Origin of the sequence: Frigidibacter oleivorans (assembly GCF_003993775.1) — a bacterium.
In the GTDB taxonomy this organism is placed as follows: domain Bacteria; phylum Pseudomonadota; class Alphaproteobacteria; order Rhodobacterales; family Rhodobacteraceae; genus Frigidibacter; species Frigidibacter oleivorans.
In genome coordinates this window covers 1-24,306 of record NZ_RJRZ01000001.1, presented here as the reverse complement: position 1 = coordinate 24,306, position 24,306 = coordinate 1, and the positions used below count along the sequence as shown (strand labels likewise).

The 24,306-nt window shown below is 70.3% G+C and carries 25 protein-coding genes; 12 read left to right on the top strand and 13 right to left on the bottom strand.

The features are described 5' to 3' along the window. Positions 1–169 precede the first annotated feature (169 nt). The 4 genes from carB to EEY80_RS00110 all read right to left on the bottom strand — a co-directional run bounded on the left by carB (position 170) and on the right by EEY80_RS00110 (position 6,962). Positions 170–3,499, bottom strand: coding sequence for a carbamoyl-phosphate synthase large subunit (carB, locus tag EEY80_RS00125; protein WP_126974543.1), 3,330 nt, complete (start codon positions 3,497–3,499; stop codon positions 170–172). Positions 3,500–3,592: 93 nt separating this feature from the next. Then, on the bottom strand, positions 3,593–4,303 hold the full coding sequence (locus EEY80_RS00120) for a CPBP family intramembrane glutamic endopeptidase (protein WP_126974542.1): 711 nt from the start codon (positions 4,301–4,303) through the stop codon (positions 3,593–3,595). A gap of 31 nt (positions 4,304–4,334) precedes the next feature. Then, entirely contained in the window at positions 4,335–5,654 is a 1,320-nt protein-coding gene (locus EEY80_RS00115; RefSeq protein ID WP_126974541.1) for a glycosyltransferase 87 family protein, read from the bottom strand. Positions 5,655–5,717: 63 nt separating this feature from the next. Then, positions 5,718–6,962, bottom strand: a complete 1,245-nt coding sequence (locus EEY80_RS00110; RefSeq protein ID WP_126974540.1) for an SAM-dependent methyltransferase — start codon at positions 6,960–6,962, stop codon at positions 5,718–5,720. Positions 6,963–7,269: 307 nt separating this feature from the next. Between EEY80_RS00110 and aspS the strand changes: the two genes are divergently transcribed. Together aspS and EEY80_RS00100 are read left to right on the top strand one after the other, a co-directional pair. Further along, the gene (aspS, locus tag EEY80_RS00105) at positions 7,270–9,048 is read left to right on the top strand and encodes an aspartate--tRNA ligase (protein WP_126974539.1); all 1,779 of its coding nucleotides are present in this window, start codon (positions 7,270–7,272) and stop codon (positions 9,046–9,048) included. A 4-nt stretch (positions 9,049–9,052) separates the two neighbouring features. Beyond that, on the top strand, positions 9,053–9,811 hold the full coding sequence (locus EEY80_RS00100; RefSeq protein ID WP_126974538.1) for a BglII/BstYI family type II restriction endonuclease: 759 nt from the start codon (positions 9,053–9,055) through the stop codon (positions 9,809–9,811). Here EEY80_RS00100 and EEY80_RS00095 read toward each other — a convergent pair. Continuing rightward, positions 9,784–10,416, bottom strand: coding sequence for an MT-A70 family methyltransferase (locus tag EEY80_RS00095; protein WP_126975055.1), 633 nt, complete (start codon positions 10,414–10,416; stop codon positions 9,784–9,786). The two genes, EEY80_RS00100 and EEY80_RS00095, sit on opposite strands and share 28 nt — an antisense overlap. A gap of 212 nt (positions 10,417–10,628) precedes the next feature. Here EEY80_RS00095 and EEY80_RS00090 point away from each other — a divergent pair, with 212 nt between their 5' ends. From EEY80_RS00090 to EEY80_RS00080, 3 genes are all read left to right on the top strand, one after another. Next, positions 10,629–11,999 carry a DUF1800 domain-containing protein gene (locus EEY80_RS00090; RefSeq protein ID WP_164738083.1) on the top strand — a complete coding sequence of 457 codons (1,371 nt, stop codon included), beginning with the start codon at positions 10,629–10,631 and terminating at the stop codon, positions 11,997–11,999. A gap of 11 nt (positions 12,000–12,010) precedes the next feature. Beyond that, positions 12,011–13,201, top strand: a complete 1,191-nt coding sequence (locus EEY80_RS00085) for a DUF1501 domain-containing protein (RefSeq protein WP_126974536.1) — start codon at positions 12,011–12,013, stop codon at positions 13,199–13,201. Positions 13,202–13,299: 98 nt separating this feature from the next. Further along, on the top strand, positions 13,300–14,019 hold the full coding sequence (locus EEY80_RS00080; RefSeq protein WP_126974535.1) for a GNAT family N-acetyltransferase: 720 nt from the start codon (positions 13,300–13,302) through the stop codon (positions 14,017–14,019). Here the strand turns inward: EEY80_RS00080 and EEY80_RS00075 are convergent. Then, the gene (locus tag EEY80_RS00075; RefSeq protein ID WP_126974534.1) at positions 14,016–14,750 is read right to left on the bottom strand and encodes a response regulator; all 735 of its coding nucleotides are present in this window, start codon (positions 14,748–14,750) and stop codon (positions 14,016–14,018) included. The genes EEY80_RS00080 and EEY80_RS00075 overlap by 4 nt on opposite strands. 177 nt (positions 14,751–14,927) lie before the next feature. Between EEY80_RS00075 and mce the strand changes: the two genes are divergently transcribed. Both mce and EEY80_RS00065 read left to right on the top strand, forming a co-directional pair. Further along, on the top strand, positions 14,928–15,332 hold the full coding sequence (mce, locus tag EEY80_RS00070; RefSeq protein WP_126974533.1) for a methylmalonyl-CoA epimerase: 405 nt from the start codon (positions 14,928–14,930) through the stop codon (positions 15,330–15,332). Further along, positions 15,332–15,643: a DUF1467 family protein gene (locus tag EEY80_RS00065; RefSeq protein WP_126974532.1), complete on the top strand. Its 312-nt coding sequence runs from the start codon at positions 15,332–15,334 to the stop codon at positions 15,641–15,643. The genes mce and EEY80_RS00065 overlap by 1 nt, the downstream gene beginning before the upstream one ends. A gap of 11 nt (positions 15,644–15,654) precedes the next feature. On the opposite strand, the gene EEY80_RS00060 is transcribed toward EEY80_RS00065, so the two are convergent. The 4 genes from EEY80_RS00060 to EEY80_RS00045 form a co-directional block, all read right to left on the bottom strand. Beyond that, positions 15,655–16,206 carry an NYN domain-containing protein gene (locus EEY80_RS00060; protein WP_126974531.1) on the bottom strand — a complete coding sequence of 184 codons (552 nt, stop codon included), beginning with the start codon at positions 16,204–16,206 and terminating at the stop codon, positions 15,655–15,657. A 15-nt stretch (positions 16,207–16,221) separates the two neighbouring features. Beyond that, positions 16,222–16,920, bottom strand: coding sequence for an EI24 domain-containing protein (locus tag EEY80_RS00055; protein ID WP_126974530.1), 699 nt, complete (start codon positions 16,918–16,920; stop codon positions 16,222–16,224). Then, positions 16,917–17,495 carry a nitroreductase family protein gene (locus EEY80_RS00050; RefSeq protein ID WP_126974529.1) on the bottom strand — a complete coding sequence of 193 codons (579 nt, stop codon included), beginning with the start codon at positions 17,493–17,495 and terminating at the stop codon, positions 16,917–16,919. The genes EEY80_RS00055 and EEY80_RS00050 overlap by 4 nt, the downstream gene beginning before the upstream one ends. 90 nt (positions 17,496–17,585) lie before the next feature. Beyond that, positions 17,586–18,683 carry a class II histone deacetylase gene (locus tag EEY80_RS00045; RefSeq protein ID WP_126974528.1) on the bottom strand — a complete coding sequence of 366 codons (1,098 nt, stop codon included), beginning with the start codon at positions 18,681–18,683 and terminating at the stop codon, positions 17,586–17,588. 89 nt (positions 18,684–18,772) lie between these two features. On the opposite strand from EEY80_RS00045, the gene EEY80_RS00040 reads away from it, so the two are divergent. Next, a complete protein-coding gene (locus tag EEY80_RS00040) occupies positions 18,773–19,027 on the top strand; it encodes a DUF167 domain-containing protein (protein WP_126974527.1) in 255 nt (84 codons plus the stop codon). Here EEY80_RS00040 and EEY80_RS00035 read toward each other — a convergent pair. Continuing rightward, positions 19,024–19,266 (bottom strand): hypothetical protein, encoded by a 243-nt coding sequence (locus EEY80_RS00035; RefSeq protein WP_126974526.1) that lies wholly within the window; start codon positions 19,264–19,266, stop codon positions 19,024–19,026. The two genes, EEY80_RS00040 and EEY80_RS00035, sit on opposite strands and share 4 nt — an antisense overlap. 247 nt (positions 19,267–19,513) lie before the next feature. Between EEY80_RS00035 and EEY80_RS00030 the strand changes: the two genes are divergently transcribed. The 4 genes from EEY80_RS00030 to EEY80_RS00015 all read left to right on the top strand — a co-directional run bounded on the left by EEY80_RS00030 (position 19,514) and on the right by EEY80_RS00015 (position 22,465). After that, on the top strand, positions 19,514–20,299 hold the full coding sequence (locus tag EEY80_RS00030) for a M48 family metalloprotease (RefSeq protein WP_126974525.1): 786 nt from the start codon (positions 19,514–19,516) through the stop codon (positions 20,297–20,299). A 101-nt stretch (positions 20,300–20,400) separates the two neighbouring features. Then, a complete protein-coding gene (locus EEY80_RS00025) occupies positions 20,401–21,657 on the top strand; it encodes a DUF2254 domain-containing protein (RefSeq protein ID WP_126974524.1) in 1,257 nt (418 codons plus the stop codon). Between the two features lie 70 nt (positions 21,658–21,727). Next, on the top strand, positions 21,728–22,015 hold the full coding sequence (locus EEY80_RS00020) for a DUF6455 family protein (RefSeq protein ID WP_126974523.1): 288 nt from the start codon (positions 21,728–21,730) through the stop codon (positions 22,013–22,015). A gap of 96 nt (positions 22,016–22,111) precedes the next feature. Further along, a complete protein-coding gene (locus tag EEY80_RS00015; protein WP_126974522.1) occupies positions 22,112–22,465 on the top strand; it encodes a PRC-barrel domain-containing protein in 354 nt (117 codons plus the stop codon). Positions 22,466–22,568: 103 nt separating this feature from the next. On the opposite strand, the gene rimO is transcribed toward EEY80_RS00015, so the two are convergent. Further along, positions 22,569–23,969, bottom strand: coding sequence for a 30S ribosomal protein S12 methylthiotransferase RimO (rimO, locus tag EEY80_RS00010; RefSeq protein ID WP_126974521.1), 1,401 nt, complete (start codon positions 23,967–23,969; stop codon positions 22,569–22,571). Between the two features lie 136 nt (positions 23,970–24,105). Continuing rightward, a partial coding sequence (locus EEY80_RS00005) for a GcrA family cell cycle regulator (protein ID WP_328590470.1) occupies positions 24,106–24,306 on the bottom strand: 201 nt, incomplete at its 5' end.

The window sequence follows — 24,306 nt, the reverse complement described above, 5'->3', positions numbered from 1 at the left end:
GGGCAGAGGGGGGGGCGCTGCCCCCCGGCCCGTTCCGGGCCTCCCCCCGGGATATTTCGGTCAGCTGCAGGGACGCGTGCGATAGTGCCCCTGCCGTCCTGAACTTCCTCCGGCCCCCCGCCTGCGCTCCGGGCGTTCGATGCCGCCGGGCCTTTGACCCGGCCGCACCTCACCCTTGCAGCGTGCGCACGCCGATCCCTTCCGCCCGCGCCTTCATCGCGGCCACGGCGGCGACGGAGGCGGCGGCGGTGGTGAAATAGGGGATCTTGTCATAGAGCGCGACGGCCCGGATGTCGCGGCTGTCGGACACGGCCTGCGTCGATTCCGTGGTGTTCAGCACCAGCGCCACATCGCCGTTCTTCAATCGGTCGACGATGTTCGGCCGGCCTTCGTAGACCTTGTTCACCACCTCGGAGGCGACGCCCGCCGCCTTCAGCCAGGACGCGGTGCCGCGGGTGGCGACGAGGGTGAAGCCCATGCCCGTCAGCTGGCGCATGGCCTCGGCCAGTTCGGCGGTCTTGTCGGCATCCTTGACGCTGACGAAGACGCGGCCCGTCTCGGGCAGATGCGTGCCCGCGCCGATCTGCGCCTTGAGAAAGGCCAGCGGGAAGGTCCGGTCCCAGCCCATCACCTCGCCGGTCGAGCGCATCTCGGGCCCGAGCAGCGTGTCGACGCCGGGGAAGCGGGCGAAGGGCAGCACCGCCTCCTTGACCGAGAACCACGGCGTCTGCGGGTCGGCCAGCGTCAGCGGATCGGCATAGGGCAGCGGCGTGTCCGGGCCGACATCGGCGGGATAGGGTGCGCGCAGCGGGAAGGCCGACAGCTTTTCGCCCGCCATCACCCGCGCCGCGATCGAGGCGATGGCGCTGTCGGTGGCCTTGGCGACGAAGGGCACGGTGCGGCTGGCGCGGGGGTTCACCTCCAGCACATAGATCACGCCGTCCTTGATCGCGAACTGCACGTTCATCAGGCCCACGACGTTCAGGCCGCGCGCCAGCAGTTCCGTCTGCCGCTTCAGCTCTGCCACCGTCTCGGCCGACAGCGAATAGGGCGGCAGCGAACAGGCGCTGTCGCCGGAATGGACGCCCGCCTCCTCGATATGCTGCATGATCCCCGCGACATGCACCGCCTCGCCGTCGCAGATCGCGTCCACATCCACCTCGATCGCGCCGGCGAGGTAGCTGTCGAGCAGCACCGGGTTCTTGCCCGAAACCTGCACGGCGGTGGTGATGTAGCGTTCCAGCTGCGCGTCGTCGCGCACGATCTCCATCGCGCGTCCGCCCAGAACGTAGGAGGGGCGGATCACCAGCGGATAGCCGACGCGGCCGGCGATCGCGAAGGCCTGGTCGCGGCTGGCGGCGATGCCGTTCACCGGCTGCTTCAGCCCGAGGTCGTTCAGCAGTTTCTGGAACCGCTCGCGATCCTCGGCCAGGTCGATGGCATCGGGCGTTGTGCCGAGGATCGGGATGCCCTCGTCCTTCAGCGCCTGCGCCAGCTTCAGCGGCGTCTGGCCGCCGAACTGCACGATGACGCCGTGCAGGGTGCCGTTCTCCTGCTCCACCCGCAGGATTTCCAGAACATGTTCCAGCGTCAGCGGCTCGAAATACAGCCGGTCCGAGGTGTCGTAGTCGGTCGACACCGTTTCCGGATTGCAGTTGACCATGATCGTTTCATAGCCGGCCTTGGTCAGCGCGAAACAGGCATGGCAGCAGCAATAGTCGAACTCGATCCCCTGGCCGATCCGGTTGGGGCCGCCGCCGAGGATCACCACCTTGCGGCGGTCCGAAGGCCGCGCCTCGCATTCCACATCGCCCATCGCGGGCACCTCGTAGGTGGAATACATGTAGGGGGTCTGCGCCTCGAACTCGGCGGCGCAGGTGTCGATCCGCTTGAAGACGGCGGTGATGCCCAGATTGCGGCGGGCGCGGCGGACCTGATCCTCGTCGCGGCCGGTCAGCCGGGCGAGGCGGGCATCGGTGAAGCCCATCATCTTCAGCCGGCGCAGGCCGTCGGCGGTGACGGGCAGGCCCTCTTTCCGCACCCGCGCCTCGGCCTCGACGATCTCGCGGATGCGCGACAGGAACCACGGGTCGAAGCTGGTCGCGGCCTGGATCTCGTAATCCGCCAGCCCGTGCCGCATCGCCTGCGCGATCAGGCGCAGCCGGTCCGGGGTCTGGGCGCTGAGCGCCTTGATCACCGCGGCCTTCTCGGGGGCGCCCTCGATGGCGATCTCGTCGAAGCCGGTCAGCCCGGTTTCCAGGCTCGCCAGCGCCTTTTGCAGCGATTCATGGATGGTGCGGCCGATGGCCATCGCCTCGCCCACCGACTTCATGGCCGTGGTCAGTTCGGGCTTCGATCCGGGGAACTTCTCGAAGGCGAAGCGCGGGATCTTCGTCACCACATAGTCGATGGTCGGTTCGAAGCTGGCGGGCGTGACCTTGGTGATGTCGTTGTCCAACTCGTCCAGCGTGTAGCCCACGGCCAGCTTCGCCGCGATCTTGGCGATGGGAAAGCCCGTGGCCTTCGAGGCCAGCGCCGAGGACCGCGACACCCGCGGATTCATCTCGATCACCACCATCCGGCCATCGGCGGGGTTGATCGCCCATTGCACGTTGGACCCGCCGGTTTCGACGCCGATCTCGCGCAGGACGGCGATCGAGCCGTTGCGCATGATCTGGTATTCCTTGTCGGTCAGGGTCAGCGCCGGGGCGACGGTGATCGAATCGCCCGTATGGACGCCCATCGGATCGACGTTCTCGATGGCGCAGACGATGATCGCGTTGTCCGCCTTGTCGCGGACGACCTCCATCTCGTATTCCTTCCAGCCGAGCAGGCTTTCGTCGACCAGCACCTGCGCCACGGGCGAGGCGTCGAGGCCCGAGCGCACGATCGCCTCGTAGTCGTCGCGGTTATAGGCGACGCCGCCGCCGGTGCCCCCCAGGGTGAAGGCGGGGCGGATGATCGCGGGCAGGCCGATCTCTTCCAGCGCATCCATCGCCTCGCGCACGCCGGCGGTGATGTCGTACTTCCCGTTCGGCAGCTTCGGCGCCGACACGATGGTGGCCTTGGGATTTTCCAGCCCGATCCGGTCCATCGCCTCGCGGAACAGCTTGCGATCCTCGGCCATTTCGATGGCCTCGCGCCGCGCGCCGATCAGTTCCACCCCGAACCGGTCGAGCACGCCCATGTCCGCCAGCGCCAGCGCGGTGTTCAGCCCGGTCTGCCCGCCCATCGTCGGCAGGATCGCGTCGGGGCGCTCCTTCTCGACGATCTTGGCCACGATCTCGGGCGTGATCGGCTCGATATAGGTGGCGTCGGCCATTTCCGGGTCGGTCATGATCGTCGCCGGGTTCGAGTTCACGAGGATGACCCGATACCCCTCTTCCCGCAGCGCCTTGCAGGCCTGTGCACCGGAATAGTCGAACTCGCAGGCCTGACCGATGACGATGGGTCCGGCACCGATGATCAGGATCGACTTGATATCGGTTCTCTTCGGCATGTCCTGACCCCCGGCGGCGCAAATCGTCGCGGTTATAGTCGGTGGCCGAAGGGGCGCAAGGGCTAACGGCGGGCGGGTGGCCGGGCGGGGCGGTCAGAACGGCCGGTCGACATTGCCGGAATAGAAGTAGACGCCCAGGCCGGCGGTGAACAGTGCCAGCCCCGCCACCGCATGCAGCGCGAAGGCCAGGGGGAAGCTGCGACGCTCCTCATAGCCCCAGGCGAAGACGAGGCCGCCGATGAAGGTCATGCCGGCGACGATCCAGCTCCAGTACATCAGATGCGCGAAGGAGAAGACGGCGGCATTCAGCACCAGCGGCGCGCGGCCCGGCGGCATCAGCGTCGCATAGCGGCGAAAGAACAGCGGCCGGAACACCAGTTCCTGCGGCAGCGCCGACAGCAGCGGATAGAAGATCAGGATCGTCAGCCACAGGTCCGGCGAATGCCGGGGCAGCAGGAACAGCGCCGCCGGCGCGGTCCAGTGCACGATCAGCGCCGAGCCGATCAGCGTGAACAGCCCGAAGCCCGCGATCAGCCCCCAGGGCAGGCCGCGCCAGCCATCCCAGAGATGCGCCCAGGAAAAGCCGGGGGTGCGCCACAGCAGATACAGCCCCAGCAACATCGAGGCAAAGAGGGCCAGGAACATCGAACTCGGCGGCAGCAGGATTGCGATGCCGGCGGGCAGCAGGACATAGAGCAGCAGGAACTCGGCCCGCAGCAGCGTCCGCCATGCCGGGAACTCCTCCGCCCGCTGGCGGCAGAAGGCGCGGCGCGCCTGCTGGATGTGCTGGTCGTAAAGGGCCATTGTCCTGTCCGCTTGATCGGGGATGTGCCGACTACGCCCCCCGGGGCCGGTCGGTTCCATCACGGAACTGCGCGACCGTCAGAACCAGCGCCAGAAGCGCCATCGCCGCCGTTCCGGCGACCTGCACCGCCATGATCGCGCCGCCCAGGTTCTTGACCACGGGCAAGACCGGCAGGCTGACCGGCACGAACACCGCCGCCAGCGCCAGACCGCCCCGCGCGGCGCCCCAGCGGTCGACCAGCGCCGGGGCGAAGAGGGCGGGGGCGATGTAGTGATAGCCCCAGCTGAGCGGCGAGACGAGCGCCAGCGCCGCCATCATCCCGGCCCAGCCAAGCGCGGGCGACCGGCTGCGGCGCAGGGCAAAGGCATAGGCCAGCACCACCGCCAGCATCGCCGCCCGCGACGCCGCGGACCAGAGCGGGCCTTTCGCCGCCACGACCCAGCCCCGGTCCAGCGCCCCGGGGTCGGGACCGCTGTGGACCGCCATGACCCGGATCGCATCTGCCGGGGGGAACAGTTGCATCGCCAGCGCGTCGAGATTGAAGTTGAGCGCCGTCAGAAACCCCGTGTCCGACACCAGCGCGATCTGCCCGAGGAACAGCCGGTGCAGCGGCCATCCCGCCAGCAGCACCGACAGGCCGGCCAGCCCGGCACCGGCCAGAAGGAAGGCGCCAAGGCCCCGCCAGCGTCCGCCCGCCAGCAGCATCAGCGCGAAGAGCGCGGGATAGAGTTTCAGTGCCGCCGCCAGTGCCAGCACCGCGCCCGCCTGGCCGTCGCGCCCGGCGGCCAGCCGCTCGACCGCCAGCACCGTCAGCACCGCCACCACGATCTGGGGCTGTGCCTGCGCCAGCGCCACCCAGCCCACCAGCGTCGCGGCCATGAGCGTCATGCCGAGGGCAAGCCAGCCCGCGGGCGGCATCTGCCGCCGTCCGCCGCCCGCCACAGCGCGCCGGGCCAGCAGCAGGCCCAGCCACAGCGCCGCCATGTTCAGCACCGCGGCGGCGGTGGTGACGGTGTCGAAGCTCAGCACCCCGGTCAGCGGCGCCAGCAGCGCCACCCAAAGCGGCGGGTAGAGATAGGGATACACCGGGGCCGAGACCCCCGCGGCCAGCCGCGCCACCCACTCCTCGGGCGGGCGCATGGTGAAGACGGTGCTGTCGGCCGCATAGACCGCGCCGGTCCGGCCCTGCGCGAAGGCCTCGGCCGCCAGCCACAGCGCCCGCAGGTCGGCGGCCGGATCGGGATCGAGCAGCGTGAACCCCGCCCACAGGCACAACAGCAGCGCCAGCAGCGCCTGAACCCGGTCGCGCCGGGTCGAGCCGAGAAGCGGGGGAAGCGGGGCAGGCGGCATCGCGGCTCCGTCGGAAGGGTCGCCCCGTCATCGCCTGCCGCCCGGCCGTTTGGCAACAGGGCGCTATTCCGCCGCCAGCTCCTGCTGCCCCGGCACCACGTCCTTGGCCGGGTAGAGGTAGTCGCGGGTCAGCGGCACCGTCGCCACCCGGGGCGCCAGCTGGATCTGGAACACGCATTGCCGCCCCTCGCGGAAGGAGAGTTCCGAGGCGATCAGGTAATAGCGCCACATCCGCAGGAAGCGGGCATCGTAAAGCGCCACGATCCGGTCGGCGTTCGCGCTGACGCGCATCTCCCAGTGGCGCAACGTCTCCGCATAGTGCAGGCGCCAGATCTCGACATCCGTCGTCCACAGGTCCTGCGCCTCGACCGCGCGCATGGCCTCGGACAGGGCGGGGACATAGCCGCCGGGAAAGATGTACTTGCGGATGAAGGCCGAGGTGGCGGCAGGCGGCGCGGCGCGTCCGATGGTGTGGATCAGCGCGATCCCGTCCTGGTCCAGCAATTCGCGCACCTTGCCGAAATAGGTCCGGTACTGCGGCAGGCCCACATGTTCGAACATGCCCACCGACACGATCCGGTCGAACCGTCCGGTGACGCGGCGATAGTCGGTCAGCCGGATCTCGATCCGGTCCCCGAGCCCGGCCGCCCGCACCCGTTCGGTCGCCACGCGATGCTGTTCCTCGGACAGCGTCACGCCCAGAACCTGCGCGCCGTGGTCGCGCGCCAGCGTCAGCGCCATGCCGCCCCAGCCGCAGCCGATGTCGAGCACCCGCATCCCCGGCTGCAGCCGCAGCTTGGCGGCGATATGCGCCTTCTTCTGCCGCTGCGCCTGGTCCAGCGTATCGTCGGGATGGCGGAAGTAGGCGCAGGAATATTGCCGGTCCTCATCAAGGAACAGGTCGTAGAGCGCGCCGGACAGGTCGTAGTGATGCGCCACGTTGCGGCGCGACCGGGACACCGGGTTCCACTGCTGCAGGCGGCGGCCGGCGGTGGACAGGGTGTCGAGCGCGGCGATCCAGCCGCGCCGCCGCGCGCCGGGCCGGTTGAGGTTGCGCAGAAGCAGCGTCAGCAGGCCCCGCACATCGTCGTCCCCGACGGTCAGGGTGCCGTCCATATAGGCCTCGCCCAGCGTAAGGTCGGGCGACAGCACCAGCCGCCGGGGCAGGTCCGGGTCGGTCAGCGCGACCGCGACCTCGGGCGCCGTGCCGTCGCCATAGCGATGCAGGGTGCCGTCCGGCATCGACAGGCGCAGCGAGCCGATCTGCAGGAACCGGGACAGAAACTGATCCAGAAGTGATGGCCACATGGGCGGGGACCCTCCAGCTGGCGGGGCCGCCGGTCGGACATGCGGGACGGGCCGTATGCGGGAAAGGACCGGAGGTGCCGCGAGAACCGCAACCAAACGGAAGTCGAGATGCAGGTTAAATAAGGGTTGCGGCCGCTCGCAAGGGGTTTCTGCGGTGCGGCTGCGCACAACCCGGTCTGCCCGATGCCGCCGGTTCCGCCCCGCGCCGCGGTCGCGTCCGGCCGGGCCCGGGCCCGCGGCCTTGACTTCGCAGGGGCGGCACGTTCTATCGGCGCGACGACCGAATGCCTCGGGAAAGGGGACGACGATGCACGCCTATCGCAGCCATACCTGTGCCGGACTGAACCGCGCCGATGCCGGCCAGAATGTCCGCCTGTCGGGCTGGGTGCATCGCGTCCGCGACCACGGAGGCGTGCTGTTCCTCGACCTGCGCGACCACTACGGCATCACCCAGATCATCTGCGACGGCGACAGCCCCGCCTTCGCGGCGCTGGAAAAGGTTCGCGCCGAATACGTCATCCGCGTCGACGGCCGGGTGAAGCTGCGCGACGACAGCCTCGTGAACCCGAAGATCCCGACGGGCGAGATCGAGGTCTATGCCACCGGCGTCGAGGTGCTGGGCGCGGTCGAGGGCGACCTGCCGCTGCCGGTCTTCGGCGATCAGGACTATCCCGAGGAAACGCGGCTCGCCTATCGCTTCCTCGACCTGCGGCGCGAGGGGCTGCACCGCAACATCATGCTGCGGTCGAACGTGGTGCGGTCGATCCGCAACCGGATGTGGGAGGCGGGCTTCAACGAATTCCAGACGCCGATCATCACCGCCTCCTCGCCCGAGGGCGCGCGCGACTTCCTCGTGCCGTCGCGGCTGCATCCGGGCAAGTTCTACGCGCTGCCGCAGGCGCCGCAGCAGTTCAAGCAGCTGATCATGGTGGCGGGCTTCGACCGCTATTTCCAGATCGCGCCCTGCTTCCGGGATGAGGACCCGCGCGCCGACCGTTCGCCCACCGACTTCTACCAGCTCGACATCGAGATGTCGTTCGTCGAACAGGAGGACGTCTTCGCCGCGGTCCAGCCGGTGATCCAGGGCCTGTTCGAGGAATTCCGCCCCGACTGTTCCGTGCCCGCCGACTGGCCCCGCATCGCCTGGCGCGACGCGATGCTGTGGTACGGGTCGGACAAGCCCGACCTGCGCAACCCGATCCGGATGCAGGTAGTCAGCGAGCATTTCGCCGGCTCGGGCTTCGCGATCTTCGCGAAGCTGCTGGAGCAGGAGGGGACCGAGATCCGCGCGATCCCCGCGCCCAAGGGCGGCAGCCGCAAGTTCTGCGACCGGATGAACGCCTTCGCGCAGAGCCAGGGCCTGCCGGGGATGGGGTATATCTTCTGGCGGAAGGCCGAGGATGGCAGCATGGAGGCCGCCGGCCCTCTGGCCAAGAACATCGGCCCGGAGCGGACCGAGGCGATCCGCGTGCAGCTGAACTTGGGCGAGGGCGACGCGGCCTTCTTCCTCGGCGGCAGGCCCGAGACCTTCGAGGCGGTGGCCGGCCGCGCCCGCAACGTCATCGGCGAGGAACTGGGCCTGACCGAGACGGACACTTTCCGCTTCGCCTGGATCGTCGACTTCCCGATGTTCGAGAAGACCGACGAGGGCCGCATCGACTTCAGCCACAACCCCTTCTCGATGCCGCAGGGCGGGATGGAGGCGCTGTCGGGCGACCCGCTGAAGGTGCATGCCTATCAGTACGACCTCGCCTGCAACGGCTATGAACTGATCTCGGGCGGCATCCGCAACCATACGCCGGAAATCATGTACCGCGCTTTCGAGATCGCGGGCTACCCGAATTCCGAGGTCGACAAGCGCTTCGGCGGCATGGTCAAGGCGTTCAAATACGGCGCCCCGCCGCATGGCGGCTGCGCCATGGGCATCGACCGGGCGGTGATGCTGTTGGCCGACGAGCAGAATATCCGCGAGGTCATCATGTTCCCGATGAACCAGCGCGCCGAGGATTTGATGATGGGTGCGCCCTCGGAGCCCACCAATGAACAGCTGCGCGAATTGCGGCTGCGGGTGGTGCCGAAGGAGTAGGGGGATGCTGGATCGGTTGAGGGAGGCTGGCTTCGACGTTGCGACCCGCAACCATGCCCAAGCCATTCTCGCCGCCGATTTCGCGGATGAAACCGCGGAACTGATTGACGCCCTGTTGACGATGCGTCTCGACGTTCGCGAGATTATAACCTCGGGCGGCGGTGAGGCGCCCTCAACCCAGCGTCTGCGGCGGCAGCTGGCGGCGATGGGCTGGCGCAAGCACAACTTTCGGATCGAGACTCTGCTCGACGGTCGGAAGCTCGGAGAGGGGACAACTCACGAAATCGATCATGTTCGCCAAGCACCGAATGGTCTGCTCGCGTTGGAGATCGAATGGAACAACAAGGATCCGTTCTTCGACCGCGATCTGGAGAACTTTCAGCGGCTGCATGCGCAGTCCGTGATCAGCATCGGCATAATCGTCACGCGTGGAGCATCGCTTCAGCGCGCGCTTGCCCGGATCGTGCACGACTTTCTGGCGGCTGCGCGCGTCGAGCAGCCAGAAGATTTGCTCATGCACGGTGTCAAGAAGCGAACGGATCGGCAAAGCGGGCTGGTGGATAAGGCGGTCAGGCAGGGGACGCCATTCCCGGAAGCCTTTTCGCGGCTTTTCGTTGCGGACAAGTTCGGAATGGCGACGACGCATTGGGCGAAGCTGATGGAGCGCGTCGCGCGAGGCGTCGGCAATCCGTGCCCGCTCCTGCTGGTTGGCCTTCCCGACGGAATCGTCCAGCCCTACTCCGCTGCGAGCGACGAGTTGTAGGCGTAGGTTTTCCAGCTCGGCTTGTAGTCGGCGTCGGCCTGGTTGCCCCATACAGTCCAGCCCTCGCGCACACCGCGCCCGAACATTTCCAGATACGGACCCCACGAACAGGCTTCGATTAGATCGTATTGCTCGTCCGGCTTGCGGGAGTGTTCGCGCTTGCGGGTAGACATGAAGTTGACCTGTCGACGACCGGCTGCCAGCGTTCTGGCGTTCTTCCCGCGCGTGCCGAACAGAATGACTTCCGTGACGTTACGAAAGTAAAAGCCGACGCCACGACCGTCGGAGCCGCCGTCCTTACGCTCCTTGTGCCAGATCAGGTTCGACTTGTACTCGAAGCCCCAAGCCGACAGCACACGCAAGCCATCGGGCAGAAGCGCGTTCGGAACCCAAAGGTAACAATGTGCCCGATCATCCAGATAGTCCGCCACCGGTAGCGCGCAGATCTCATCCAGATCCATCGTGGGATAGCGGGCCAGCCGCTTGTGCTCGGGCGCGACCTTGCCCGTGCGGTTAGTGAAGCGCCAGGGAGGATCGGCGAGGACACAGCCGAACCGATCGGATCCCAAAAACCGGCGTAGGTCTTGCGTTGCTTGGCTGGTCATGTCCGACATGTGGTGCTGCAGGTTGGTTGCACCTTGAACAATGCCGGAACAAAAGTAAACCCGGGATGAAGCTGCCCCGGACCGGCCGGTTTTCGCTGCACCGGCCTTGCCGCACTGCAACGTGAGGACAGGTCGGGCGCGACGCGGGTAGAATGGCGGGGCGGGGGCGCGAGTCCCGGCTCCCGTCACGATGCCGCGCAGGAAGGCCCGCCATGCCCTCGCCCCCGACCATCGCCGCGCTTCGCTTCGGCTTCGGCCTTGCGCCGGGTCATGCCCCCCCGGCCGATGCGGGGGCGCTGCTGGCTGCGCTGGCGGCGCCCGACGATCTGGCGCGCCGCTATCCGGTGCTGGACCTTGCCGGGGCCGAGTCGCTGCACCGCGCGCTGACCGCCGCCCGCCGCGCGGCGCGGGACGGCGATCCCGAGGCGCAGGCGGCGCTGAAGGCGATGCAGGCCGAGAGCCGGCTGGCGATGGAACGCGGCGCGCAGATGGCCGTCGCCCGGGCGGTGGCGGACCCGGCGGGGCTGCGCGAACGGCTGATGGCCTTCTGGCTCGACCATTTCACCGTCCGCGCCAAGAACCAGGAAATGCAGCCGATGCTGCAGGTCTTCGCCGACGAGGCGATCCGCCCGCATCTGACCGGCCGCTTCGCCGAGATGCTGATCGCGGCCGAGACCCATCCGATGATGCTGCACTATCTGGACCAGAGCAATTCGCTGGGGCCGGGGTCGAAGGCGGGGCAGAAGGGCAAGGGCGGCCTGAACGAGAACCTCGGCCGCGAACTGCTGGAACTGCACACGCTCGGCGTAGGTGCGGAATACGGCCAGACGGATGTGCGGCAGATGGCGCTGCTGCTGACCGGGCTGCGCTGGACGGAAAAGACCGGCTGGATCTTCGATCCCGCCCGGGCGGAGCCGGGGGCGGAAACCGTGCTGGGGGCCAGCTATGGCGGCGCGGGTGCGGCGCGGGTCGAGGATATCCATGCGGCGCTGGCGGACCTCGCCGTGCATCCGGCGACGGGGCGGCATCTGGCGCGCAAGCTCGCGGTGCATTTCGTGGCGGACGATCCGGACCCGGCGCTGGTCGATCACGTCGCCGCGGCCTATGCCGGCTCGGGCGGCGCGCTGATGCCGACCTATGCCGCGCTGCTGGATCATCCCGCCAGCTGGCAGGGCCTCGGCGCCAAGCTGCGCCAGCCCTATGACCTGCTGGTGGCGGGGCTGCGGGCCTTCGGCGTCAGCGGCGACGAGGTGGCCGGGCTGGAACCGAAGTCCGCCGGCCGGCGGCTGCTCGGCCCCCTGCGCGACATGGGCCAGCCCTGGATGCGGGCGCCCGGCCCCGACGGCTGGCGCGAGGAGCCCGAGGCCTGGATCCATCCCCAGGGGCTGGCCGCGCGCATCCAGTGGGCGATGGGCGCGGCGCTGGCCTGGCGCAAGGGCGACCTGCCCGAGCCGATGGCCTTCGCCGAGGCGGCGCTGTCGGATGCGCTGAGCGACCGGCTCGCCTGGGCCGTGCCCAAGGCCGAGACCCGGCCCGAGGCGATCGGGCTGGTGCTGGCCGCGCCCGAATTCAACCGCCGCTGAGGGAGGTTCCGATGGACCCGACGACCCGCCGACTGTTCCTGAAGGGCGCGACGCTGATCGGCTGTTCGGCCGCCGCACATCCCTGGCTGACCACCGCGACCTTCGCCGGCGCGCCGGGCGACAACCGGCTGGTGGTGATCATCCTGCGCGGGGCGGCGGACGGGCTCGACATCCTGCAGCCCTGGGGCGACCCGGACTTCGCCGCGCTGCGCCCCGGGCTCGCGCTGCCGCCGGGATCGGGCCCGGAGGCGGCGCTGGACCTCGACGGCCGCTTCGCCATGCATACGGGGCTGACCGCGCTGATGCCGATGTGGCAGGCGGGGGAACTGGCCTTCGTGCACGCCACCTCGACCCCCTACCGTGACAAGCGCAGCCATTTCGACGGGCAGGACCTGCTGGAGGCCGGGACCGGCATGGATGTCGCGGCCGAGGCGCGGCGCGATGGCTGGCTGAACCGGATGCTGCAGGCGATGCCGGGCGTCACCTCGCGCACCGCCTTCGCGGTGGGGTCGGACGACATGCGCATCCTTGCCGGTCCCGCGCCCGCGTCCAGCTGGGCGCCCGCCGCGCGGCTGGAGATCTCGGACCAGGCGGTGCGGCTGCTGGACCATGTGTATCACGACGATCCCGCCTTCCGCGAGGCGGTGGCGCAGGCGGTGGAGCTGAGCGCCGCGAATGCCTCGGAATCGATCGGACCCAATGCCAATGCACAGCCGCTGCGGCTGGCGGAATTCGCGGCGGCGCAGCTGAGGGGCGAGACGCGGATCGCCACCTTCTCGATCGGGGGCTGGGACACGCATCGCAATCAGGCCAATGCGCTGAAGGGCGGGCTGGCGCGGCTGGCCGAGACGCTGGTTACGCTGCGCGACCATCTGGGGCCGGTCTGGGGCAGGACGGCGGTTCTGGCGATGACGGAATTCGGCCGCACCGCCCGGCAGAACGGCACCCAGGGCACCGATCACGGCACCGGCGGCGCGATGCTGATGGCGGGCGGCGCGCTGAAGGGCGGGCGCGTCCTCGGGCAATGGCCGGGGCTGGCGGAGGCCGACCTCTATGACCGGCGCGACCTGATGCCCACCTCGGATGTGCGGGCCTGGGCCGGGTGGACGATGCGGGGGATGTTCGGTTTCGACCGGGCGCTGATCGAGGCCACGCTGTTCCCCGGGCTGGACATGGGCTCGGACCCGGGCCTGCTGCTGTAGCCGGCCCGGCCGGATCGGAGCGCCGGTCGCTCATCCCCCCGTGACGGCGCGGTTTTTCGGCCCTAGGATCGCCCGCGACAGGGTGAGCGGGGTCGACGATGCAGCGCAGGTTCGGAGAGCTGTTGCCGGGATGGAGGCCGCCTGCGGCGCCGGGGCCGGATGTGCTGGAGGGGCGTCATGCCCGGCTGGAACGGCTGGATGCCGAGGCGCATGCCGCCGACCTGTTCCGTGCCAATTCCGCCGATGACGCGATCTGGGATTACCTGCCCTATGGCCCCTTCGCCTCGGCCGCGACCTATCACCGCTGGGCGCGCGAGATGGCGGGGCAGGCGGACCCGTTCTTCTATGCGATCCGCGACCTTGCGACGGGCCATCTGGGCGGGGTGGCCAGTTGGCTGCGGATCACGCCCGCACAGGGCACGATCGAGGTGGGCCACATCAACCTCGCGCCCGAACTGCAGCGCGGGCGCGCGGCGACCGAGGCGATGTGGCTGATGATGGACTGGGCCTTCGCCGCGGGCTACCGCCGCTATGAATGGAAATGCGACGCGCTGAACCTGCCGTCGCGGCGGGCGGCGCAGAGGCTGGGCTTCAGCTATGAGGGGACGTTCCGGCAGGCGGCGGTGGTCAAGGGCCGCAACCGCGACACCGCCTGGTTCGCGATCACCGATCAGGACTGGCCGGCGCTGGCCGAGGCGTTCCGCGTCTGGCTGGACCCCGGCAACTTCACCGCCGAGGGCGCGCAGATCGAGCGGCTGTCGGACCTGACGGCGCTGGTGCGGGTCAGTTCGGACCCGGTGCTGGCGGAGCTGCGCTAGATCGCCGCCGCCTCGGCCGAAAGCCGCGCCTGGACCAGGGCGGACAGTCCCGACAGGTCGGCCTCGACCGGGCCGCCGCGGGCGAGGTTGCGGCGCAGGGTTTCGGCGGCGCGGGTCAGTTGCAGGTCATGCGAGCTGCGCCCGACCCCGCCCAGGAACATGGCGACATAGGCGATGCGGCCGGTTTCCGGGCCGGTCGCGCCGCGCCCCGCCAGCAGGTCCGCCGCCAGCGCCAGATCCTCGCGCAGGGCCAGCGGATCGGGCTGCACCCGGTCATCGTCCAGCTCGCGCGGCCCGCGCGGACGCTGCGCCGCCGGTAGTGCCGACAGGATCGCCGTCTGGAAGGTGGCGAGGCTTTCCACCGGCTTCGGCAGGAAGCCGTTGGCCCCTGCCGCCAGCGCCGCCGTCTCCACCGCGTCATCGCCCGAGGTGGCGAGGATCGCCGGCGGTTGGGGCAGGGCGGTCAGCAGGCGGATCAGCTCGACCCCCGACCCGTCGGGCAGGCCCATGTCGACGATGACCGCCGCGGGGCGATAGGTCGCCAGATGCCGGTGCGCCGCCTTCAACGTATCCGCCCGGCGGATGCGCGCGCCCGAGCGCAGGCACAGCAGGCGCACCGCCTCCGACGCGAGCCGGCTGTCCTCGACCAGCAGCACGGTCAGGCCGGCGAGGGGCCGGTCGCCCTGCGGCCGGGGCGGCGAGAGCGGGGCGAAGGGGTCGTCGGTCATCATCCGGTCTCCTCTGCTGGCGCCGCGCGGGCCGGGGCGGCGAGTCGCAGTAGGCGGCGGCGCTGGCTAACGGCGAGTAAACGCCGCGCGACCCGGGCAGAGGGGCCGCGACCCTGCTGCCCCTTGCGCGGCCTGCCCCGGCCGTTGGATAACCCCCCCGTCCCGGGGGAGAGAGAGAACATGATCGGACGCCTGAACCACGTCGCCATTGCCGTGCCGGACCTGACGGCGGCGGCAGAGCAGTATCGCGGCCCGCTGGGGGCCGAGGTCGGCGCGCCGCAGCCCCTGCCCGAACATGGGGTGACGGTGGTGTTCATCGAACTGCCGAACACGAAGATCGAGCTTCTGCATCCCCTGGGCGAGGGCTCGCCCATCGCGGCCTTTCTCGACAAGAACCCGGCCGGCGGCATCCACCACATCTGCTACGAGGTCGATGACATCCTCGCCGCGCGCGACCGGCTGACGGGGGCAGGCGCACGGGTGCTGGGGGACGGCACGCCGAAGATCGGGGCGCATGGCAAGCCGGTGCTGTTCCTGCATCCCAAGGATTTCAACGGCTGCCTTCTGGAACTGGAGCAGGTCTGATGACGATCACCGCCGCCGTCGTGCTGTACGCCGTCTGCTGGTTCATGACGCTGTTCGTGGTGCTGCCGCTGCGCTTCACCACCCAGGCCGAGGCGGGCGAGGTGGTGCCGGGCACGCCGGCCTCGGCCCCGGCGGGGGCGGTCGTCGGGCGCAAGGCGCGGCTGACGACGATCTGGGCCACCGGGATCTGGGCGGTGCTGGCGGCGGTGATCCTGTCCGGCGCGGTCACGGTGCAGGATCTGGACTGGTTCCACCGGATGGGGCCGGGCGGCGGCTGGTACAGCGCGCCGGCCCCCGCCACCGGCGGCTGACCGCGCGGGGCTCAGCCGAGGTCCATCCGCAACGTGCCGTCGCGATAGTCGCCGCGCACGACCCAGCCCGGTTCCTGCAGTTCCGGGTGACCCTCGGCCCAATCGCGGAAGCGGTCGTTGCTGACGATACGGGCGCCGAGGTCGCGGGCGGTGGCCAGCACCACGGGATCGGCCGGGCTGCCCTTCGGCACCACCAGCACCCGGTCGGCGGGCAGGTCCAGCATCCGCGCCAGCGCCCCGTCGTCCAGATACCGCCCCGAGATCAGGTAGCCGGCATTGGCGTCGAAGACCACGCCGGGCGTATAGCCGTGGCGGATCAGCCGGGCCAGAACCTCGCGCAGCGTCTCGATCCGCGGGGTGTTGTCCTTCCAGTGCATCACGTTCGAGCCGTCGACCACGATCCATTTCCGGCGGTCCTTGCCCAAGGCCGCCCGCAGCAGCAGCCACAGGCTGGCCAGGGCCGAGGGCGCGGCCAGCAGCACGAGGTCCGACAGGCCCGGAATCGCGACGGCGGCGGCGAGCGCGGCGAGGGACAGGCCAAGCAGGATCAGCGGGGTGGTCATGGCCGCGATCGCTGCTCAGCGGGCTTCGGCCGCGGCCAGCCGGTGGAACAGATGCGTGAAGGCCGCGGCCCCCAGCACCGGCACCGTCAGGTTAACCAGCGGGATCGTCAGCGGCGCCGCCATCAGCACCCCGGTCAGCCAGATCCGGCCCATGTTCCGCTGCCGCATCAGCGCCGCCTGCTGCGTGCCGATCCGCCGCGCGGCGGCCAGCTGGAAATACTCCCGCCCCAGCAGATAGCCGTTCACCGCCCAGAACAGGATCGGCGCGAGCGGCCCCACGAAGAACAGCGCCAGCAGCGCCAGCGCGTTCACCAGCAGGATCACGCCCAGGAACCCCGCCGCGTCAGCCAGCCCCTCGACGACGCCCAGACCCTTGGCAGGCGGTAGATGCGGGTAGTGCCGCGCCTCGACCGCCGCCGCCACCCGGTCGAGGAACAGCCCGGTGAAGGCCGAGGCGACGGGCACCATCAGGAAGACCGACAGCGCGATCATCACCGCGACCGAGGCCCAGGACAGCAGGTCGTCCACCCAGGTCACTGGCCCGATCCAGGGCAGGGTAAAGCTGTCGGGCGTCAGCCATTGCACCAGCCAGACGAAGCCCGCATAGCAGCCCGCCAGCAGCAGCAGGGTCAGCCCGATCCCGGCCAGCAGCACCCGCAGGAAGCGCGGGTCGGGGATCTGGCGAAGGGCCGCGAGGATGCTGCCGAAGATCATGCCGACACCCAGCGGACCGTGGCGGCGAGGTCCGGGCGGGGCCGGTCGGGCGGCACCGCGCCTTCGGTTCCCAGATGGACGAATCCCGCGATCCGTTCGCCGGGCGCAAGGTCCAGCGCGTCTGTCAGGAAGCCTGCGTCATAGGCGGGCCAGCCCGTCAGCCAGCAGGCACCCCAGCCCGAGGCCAGCGCGGCGTTGACGAGGCTCAGGCAGACGCAGCCGGCCGACAGCAGCTGTTCCCATTCCGGCACCTTGTCGGTGGGGCGCGGCACCGCGACCACCGCCACACAAAGCGGGCTTTCGCGGAATTGCGACACGCCCTTGGCAGTCTGCTCCTCGGGCAGGCCCTGCGCCTCGCCCCGCCGGGCCGCGACCTCGGCCACCCGGTCGAGCGCGGCCCGTTCCAGCACGATCAGCCGCCACGGTTCCAGCTTGCCGTGGTCGGGCACGCGCAGCGCGGCGGTCAGGATCGGTTCCAGCGCGACGCGATCCGGGGCGGGGCCGGTCAGGGTCTTGGCCGGGCGCGAGCGGCGCGCCAGCAGGAAGTCGACGGCATGGGGGTTCGGATGCGGCATGGCGGCTCCTTTGCGGTTGGCGCCACTGTTTGCCCGAGGCGCGGGCAAGCGCAAGCGCCCGTCAGGGGGAACAGCGTCAGGGGAACAGCGTCAAAGGAACAGGGCCGCCAGTTCCGCGACCTGCCCGGACTGAAAGGCCTGCGCCGCCGGTCCGGGCTGCCGCGCCGCCAGCACCTCGGCCAGCGGATCGGGCGCGCGAAAGGCGCTGCCGGTCAGTTCCTCCAGCACCGCATGGCCGCAGAAGGGCACATGGGCCTCGGAATAGCCGCCCTCATGCACCAGAACCAGCCGCCCGCCGCACAGCTCCTCGGCCGCGGCGCGGGCCATCCGCGTCATCTCGCGGAAGGTGTCGGCGGTGGCAAGCATCCGGCCCAGCGGATCGACCGCCGAGGCATCGTATCCGCAGGCGACGACGATCGCCTCGGGGCGGAACCGCGCCAGCAGCGGCAGCACGATCCGGTCCATCGCCTCGAGATAGGTGACATGGCCGCAGCCCGGCGGCAGCGGCAGGTTGACGTTGAAGCCGTGCCCGCGCCCGGCGCCCCGGTCGAGCGCCGCGCCGCTGTCGGTGGGGTAGTTGCGGTCCTGATGGATCGAGATCGTCAGCACCTCGGGGTCGTCGTAGAAGATCGCCTCGGTGCCGTTGCCGTGATGCACGTCCCAGTCGATGACCGCGATCCGGCGGGCCAGCCCTTCCGCCTGCGCCGCCCGGATGGCAACGGCGATATTGTTGAAAAGGCAGAATCCATTGGGCAATTCCGGCAGGCAGTGATGCCCCGGCGGCCGGGAAAGTGCATAGGCGTTCCGCGCCTGCCCGGTCAGCACCTGCCGCAGCGCGGCCATCGCCAGCCCCGCCGACAGCGCCGCGATGTCATAGCCGCCGGGGCCGAAGGGGGCGCGCGGCCCGAATTCGCCGCCGCCCGCCTCCGAGGCCGCCCGGAACCGGTCCAGATAGGCGGCGGGATGGACGCGCAGCAGATCCTCGCGCCGGGCCTCGGGGGCCGAGGACACCGCCATCTCGCGCAGCAGGCCCGTCACCTCCAGCAGGTTGCGCAGGCGGCGCTTGGTCTCAGGGCTTTCGGGCAGCCCGGCGCCCGGCTGGACCAGCCCGCCCACCGGCAGGGTGAACGCATAGGCGCCGCCGCCATGCCAGAAGCAGCGTTCATCGGTCAGAAAGGCGGTGGTCATGGCACTCTCCCTCGGGCGGCATCGGGCGCTGGCGCGGAGCCTAGCGGCAGGCTAGGGCAGGGGAAAGGCCGGGCAGTCGGGTGGGGCGGATGAAGAAGGGCGAACTGGGGCATCTCGCCGTGCCGGGCGCGGAGTTCGCCGTGCGGGTGACGCCGCGCGCCGCGCGCAACATCGTCCGCCTGGAGGGCGGCGCGCTGAAGATCGCGGTGACCGCCGTGCCCGAGGACGGCCGCGCCACCGCCGCCGTGCAGGAGTTGCTGGCCGAGGCCCTGGGCATCGCCAAGTCGCGGCTGGTGCTGGTCCGCGGCGCCACCGCGCGGGACAAGCTGTTCCGGCTCGACTAGCCTTGCCGCACCGCCTTCAGCCGGTAGACGCCCTCCGGCAGGTTCAGCGCCGCCGCAAGCTCGCGCACCTGCGCCAGCGACAGGGTGATCGTCACCGGCTCGTCCAGCCGCGGATCGAACTGCTGGACGGTCACGCAATCCTCGAAGCTCTGGATCGTCACATCCTCCTGCAGGTTCACCGATCCCTCGTCCACCAGCGTGATGATCGTCGCGTCGAAATCGTGCTCGATGCTGAACATGGGGGGCTCCTTTCGCTCGCCGTTGCGTCCGCCTGCGGCCGATCATGCCAGCCCCGGGGCGGATCCGCACCCCCGGCCGGCATCGAAAGCGGCGCTTTCGGGCGCCGCCGCATCACCCCCGCGTGAGGTGGGGCCAACCCCTTGCAACGCATCTTCCGCAGACCGGGCGCGGCGGCTATTTTCGCCCGCGGTCGCCCCTTCCGGCCCCTCGCACGCCCCTACCAGCCCAGCGGAAGCCCATCTGCCGATGCCCGTTCTTCCTGCCCTGCCGATCCGACTGCCGCGCCCTCGCCTGCCGCGCTTTGGCCTGCTGCCTCTCGCCGCGGCCCTGCTGTCGGCCTGCGTCGCGGCGGCACCGCCGCCGCCCGCGACGGTGCCGGGCCCGGTGCCCGTGCTGCTGCCCGATGACAGCCCGCCCCTGCCGGTGCGCGAGGCGGCGCAGAACTTCGTTACCGTCGTGCGCCGGATGGAGCCGTCGATCGAACAGGAATGCCGCGCCCGCACCCGCAACGTGAACTGCGATTTCCAGATCGTCGTCGATGACCGGCCGGGGCAGGACCCGAACGCCTTCCAGACGCTGGACGAGGCCGGCCGGCCGGTGGTGGCCTTCAACCTCGCCCTGATCGCCGAGGCGCGCAATATCGACGAACTGGCCTTCGTCATGGGCCACGAGGCCGCGCATCACATCGCGGGCCACATCCCCCGCCAGCAGCAGTCGATGGCGGCGGCGGCGGTGATCTTCGGCGGGCTGGCCGCGGCCTATGGCTATGACGAGGCCGGGATCCGCACCGCGCAGGATCTGGGCGCAGGTCTGGGCGGCCGGGTCTATGCCAAGAATTACGAACTCGAGGCTGACAGGCTGGGCACGGTGATCGCCTGGGACGCGGGCTTCGATCCGGAACGCGGGTCGCGCTTCTTCGCGCGCCTGCCGGATCCGGGGAACGACTTCCTCGGCTCGCACCCGCCCAATGCGCAGCGGATGGACCTGGTGGCGCGCACGGTGGCGGACCTGCGGGCCGGGCGGCGGATCTGACGGAACCGGCACGGGCGGGCGCCGCTTGGGTCGGACGGGGCTGCCGGGCCGGCGGGCGCCGGCCGGACACGGGGTCCGCAGGATCGGGGGGCGCAGGTCGCATGCCATCGCAACTGTTCTGGAGACTGGCGCGCGCTGCCCGCCAGCTATGGGTGAAGGCACTGCTCTTTTCCGCGGTCTCGGTCGCGGCGGCGCTGGCGGGCTTCATGGTGGCGCCCTGGCTGCCCGAGGATCTGGGCGCCAGCATCGGCGCCGACGCGGTCGATTCGATCCTCGGCATCCTCGCCTCGTCGATGCTGACGGTCACCACCTTCTCGCTGTCGGTGATGGTGCAGGCCTTTGCCGGGGCCTCCAGCGGGGTGACGCCGCGGGCGGTACAACTGCTGATGCAGGACCGCACCACCCAGACGGCGCTGGCGACCTTCCTCGGCGCCTTTATCTTTTCGCTGGTGGGGATCATCGCGCTGCAGGCGGGGATCTACGGCGAACGCGGGCGGCTGGTGCTGTATGTCGTGTCGATGGCGGTGGTGGGGGTGATCGTCTTCACCATGATGCGCTGGATCGAGCATCTGACCCGCTTCGGCCGCGTCGCCCATACTACCGCGCGGGTGGAACAGGCCGCGGCGGCGGCGCTGGCGGCGCGGGCCGGCTCGCCTGCGATGGGCGGGCGGCCCATGGATGTCGGGGCGCGCGCGCCGGTGTCGGGCGTGGCGGTGCGGCCGCTGGCCGGGGCGGGGGCCGGCGTCGGCTATGTCCAGCACCTCGACGTGCCGGCGCTGCAGGCCGCGGCCGAGCGGCTGGGGTCCGAAATCTTCGTCGTGGCGCTGCCCGGGGCCTTCGTCCATCCGGCGGCGGATCTGGCCCGGATCACCGGCCCCTGCGACGACGACCTGCAACAGGCGGTGCGCGGGGCCTTCACCCTCGGCGACCAGCGCACCTTCGACACCGATCCGCGCTTCGGCCTGTCGGTACTGGCCGAGATCGCGCAGCGGGCGCTGTCCCCTGCCGTCAACGATCCCGGCACCGCAATCGACGTCATCGGCCGCGCCCTGCGCCTGCTGGTGGACTATGCCGCCCCGCGCCCGCCCGCGCCGCTGCGCCACGACCGGGTGCATGTGCCGCTGCTGGACCCCGCCGACCTGATCGAGGATGCCTTCGCGCCGATCGCCCGCGACGGCGCCGCGATGATCGAGGTGCAGATGCGCCTGCAGAAGGCGCTGGCGGCGCTGGCGGCCTGCGCCCCGGGGCAGATGGCGGAGGCCGCCCGCGTGCAGTCCACCGCGGCGCTGGCCCAGGCCGAGGCGGCGCTGCAGCTGGACGCGGATCGCGCGCGGCTGCGCGCGCTCTGTGCGGCTTGATATGGGTCAAGGCGCGCCCCTGCCGGAGGGCCGATGCTGGCGGCCATGCGGATGGCCGGAGGAGGCGAGGATGTGCGGCGGGCGCAAGCTGAACGAACATGCGGGGCTGGTCAGCCAGATGGCCCGGACGCTGGGCATCGACCTGATGCAGGCGATGGTTGACGGCCGGCTGACGGCCGAGGACTGGCGCGACGCGGTCATGGCCTGCACCGGCTGCGCCGAGCCCGGCGATTGCCACCGCTGGCTGGCCGAGCGGCAAGAAACGGGGGCCGCCGCGCCGCCCGCCTATTGCCGGAACGGCGACCTTATGGGCCGGCTTGCGCAAGGGGCCGCCGTAGCGCCCGTCACGGCAGACTGATCCGCCGGCCAGAGGGCGCCGACCGGATGCGGTCCGCGGAACAAGGCCGGGCGGCGAAAGTTGATTCTCCGACTGACCCCGGAAGGAGGATCCACCATGGAACACAATCGGCCCGACCCGCAGATCTCGTCCAAGGACGTCAACGGCACCCGTGTCTTCAGCCCCGATGGCGAGAAGCTGGGCCATGTCGAGGAACTGATGATCGACAAGCAGTCCGGCAAGGTGGCGTACGCCCTGATGGGCTTCGGCGGCTTCCTGGGGATGGGCGAGGACTATCACCCGATCCCGTGGAGCAAGCTGCGCTATGACACCTCGCTCGACGGCTATGTGACCGACATCACCCGGGAACAGCTGGAAGGCGCGCCCCGCCGTCAGGACGACTGGCGCCGCGACCGGACCTGGGAAGAAGGCTATTTCAGCTATTACGGTGCAACGCCCTACTGGATCTGATCCGTACGCGTCACTCGCGGCCACGCGCCGCTGGCGGGCCCCTCCGGGGGCCCGTCCCGATTCCGGGGGGCGCCGCCCGCTCCGCGCGGTCTACGGGACGCGGTCAGGCGACGGGGCGCCCCCACAGGTCATAGTCGCTGGCCTCCTCGACCTCGACCGTCACCAGATCGCCCGGCGCCAGCCCCTCGAACCCCTCGTCGATGAACAGGTTGCCGTCGATCTCGGGCGCGTCGGCCATGGTCCGGCAGGTCGCGCCCTCGCCATCCACCGCATCGACCAGCACCTGCTGCCGGCTGCCGACCTTTGCCGCCAGCTTCGCCGCCGAGATCGCCTGCGCCTTCTCCATGAAGCGTTCCCACCGGTCCTGCTTCACCTCTTCGGGCACGTGATCGGGCAGGGCGTTCGACCGCGCCCCGGCGACATTCTCGTATTTGAAGCACCCGACCCGGTCCAGCTGCGCCTCGTCCAGCCAGTCGAGCAGCGTCCGGAACTCCTCTTCCGTCTCGCCGGGATAGCCCACGATGAAGGTCGAGCGCAGCACGAGGTCGGGGCAGACCGACCGCCAGGCGGCGATCTCGTCCAGCGTCCGCGCGGCCGCGGCGGGCCGCGCCATCCGCTTCAGCACCGCCGGGTCCGCATGCTGGAACGGGATATCGAGATAGGGCAGGACCAGCCCTTCCGCCATCAGCGGGATCAGGTCGCGCACATGCGGATAGGGATAGACATAGTGCAGCCGCACCCAGGCCCCGAGGCTGCCGAGGTCGCGGGCGAGGTCGGTGATATGCGCCCGGTGCTCGCGCCCGCCGCGCCCGGCGCTGACCGCATGTTTCAGGTCCAGCCCGTAGGCCGAGGTGTCCTGGCTGATCACCAGAAGTTCCCGCACTCCCGCCTCGACCAGCTTTTCCGCCTCGCGCATCACCGCATGGGCGGGGCGGCTGACCAGCCGGCCGCGCATGTCGGGGATGATGCAGAACCGGCACTTGTGGTTGCAGCCCTCGGAAATCTTCAGATAGCTGTAGTGCCGCGGCGTCAGGCTGACCCCGGTGGCGGGCAAGAGGTCGACGAACGGGTCGGGCGCGGGCGGCACGGCGCGATGCACCGCATCCAGCACCGCCTCGTACTGATGCGGGCCGGTCACGGCCAGAACCTGCGGATGCGCGCCGGTGATGTAGTCGGGTTCCGCCCCCAGACAGCCGGTCACCAGAACCTTGCCATTCTCGCGCAGCGCCTCGCCGATCGCGTCGAGGCTTTCGGCCTTGGCACTGTCGAGAAAGCCGCAGGTATTGACGATCACCGCATCCGCGCCCCGGTAATCCGGGCTGATCGCATAGCCCTCGGCCCGCAGCCGGGTGAGGATGCGCTCGCTGTCCACCAGCGCCTTGGGGCAGCCGAGGCTGACCATGCCGATGCGCGGCTGTCCGGCACGGGCCGCCAGAGGCGCGTCGCCCGCGAATACCGGGGCGGGCGCCAGATCGGGGCGAAGGTTCGGGGGGTTGGCGCTCATGCTGTCCCTGCCATGGCCGGGCGCATCCGCCCCTGACGACGAAGGGAAGGGCACGGCCCTTCCCATCTTCTGTTTCCAAATATCCCGGGGGAGTCCGCGTCAGCGGACGGGGGCGGCGCCCCCACCCGGCCCGTCCTCAGCGGCGACGGTCGCGGCGCGCGCTCATCGGCTGGAAGGCCACGCCGACATGCGCCTCGCAATAGGGCTTGCCCGGCAGCGATCCGAGGCCGCAGAACCAGAAATCGTCGGTCGCCGGGTCGCCGATCGGCCATTTGCAGGTGCGCTCGGTCAGTTCCATCAGCGTCAGCCGGCGGGCGCGCTTCTCGACCTCGCGGAC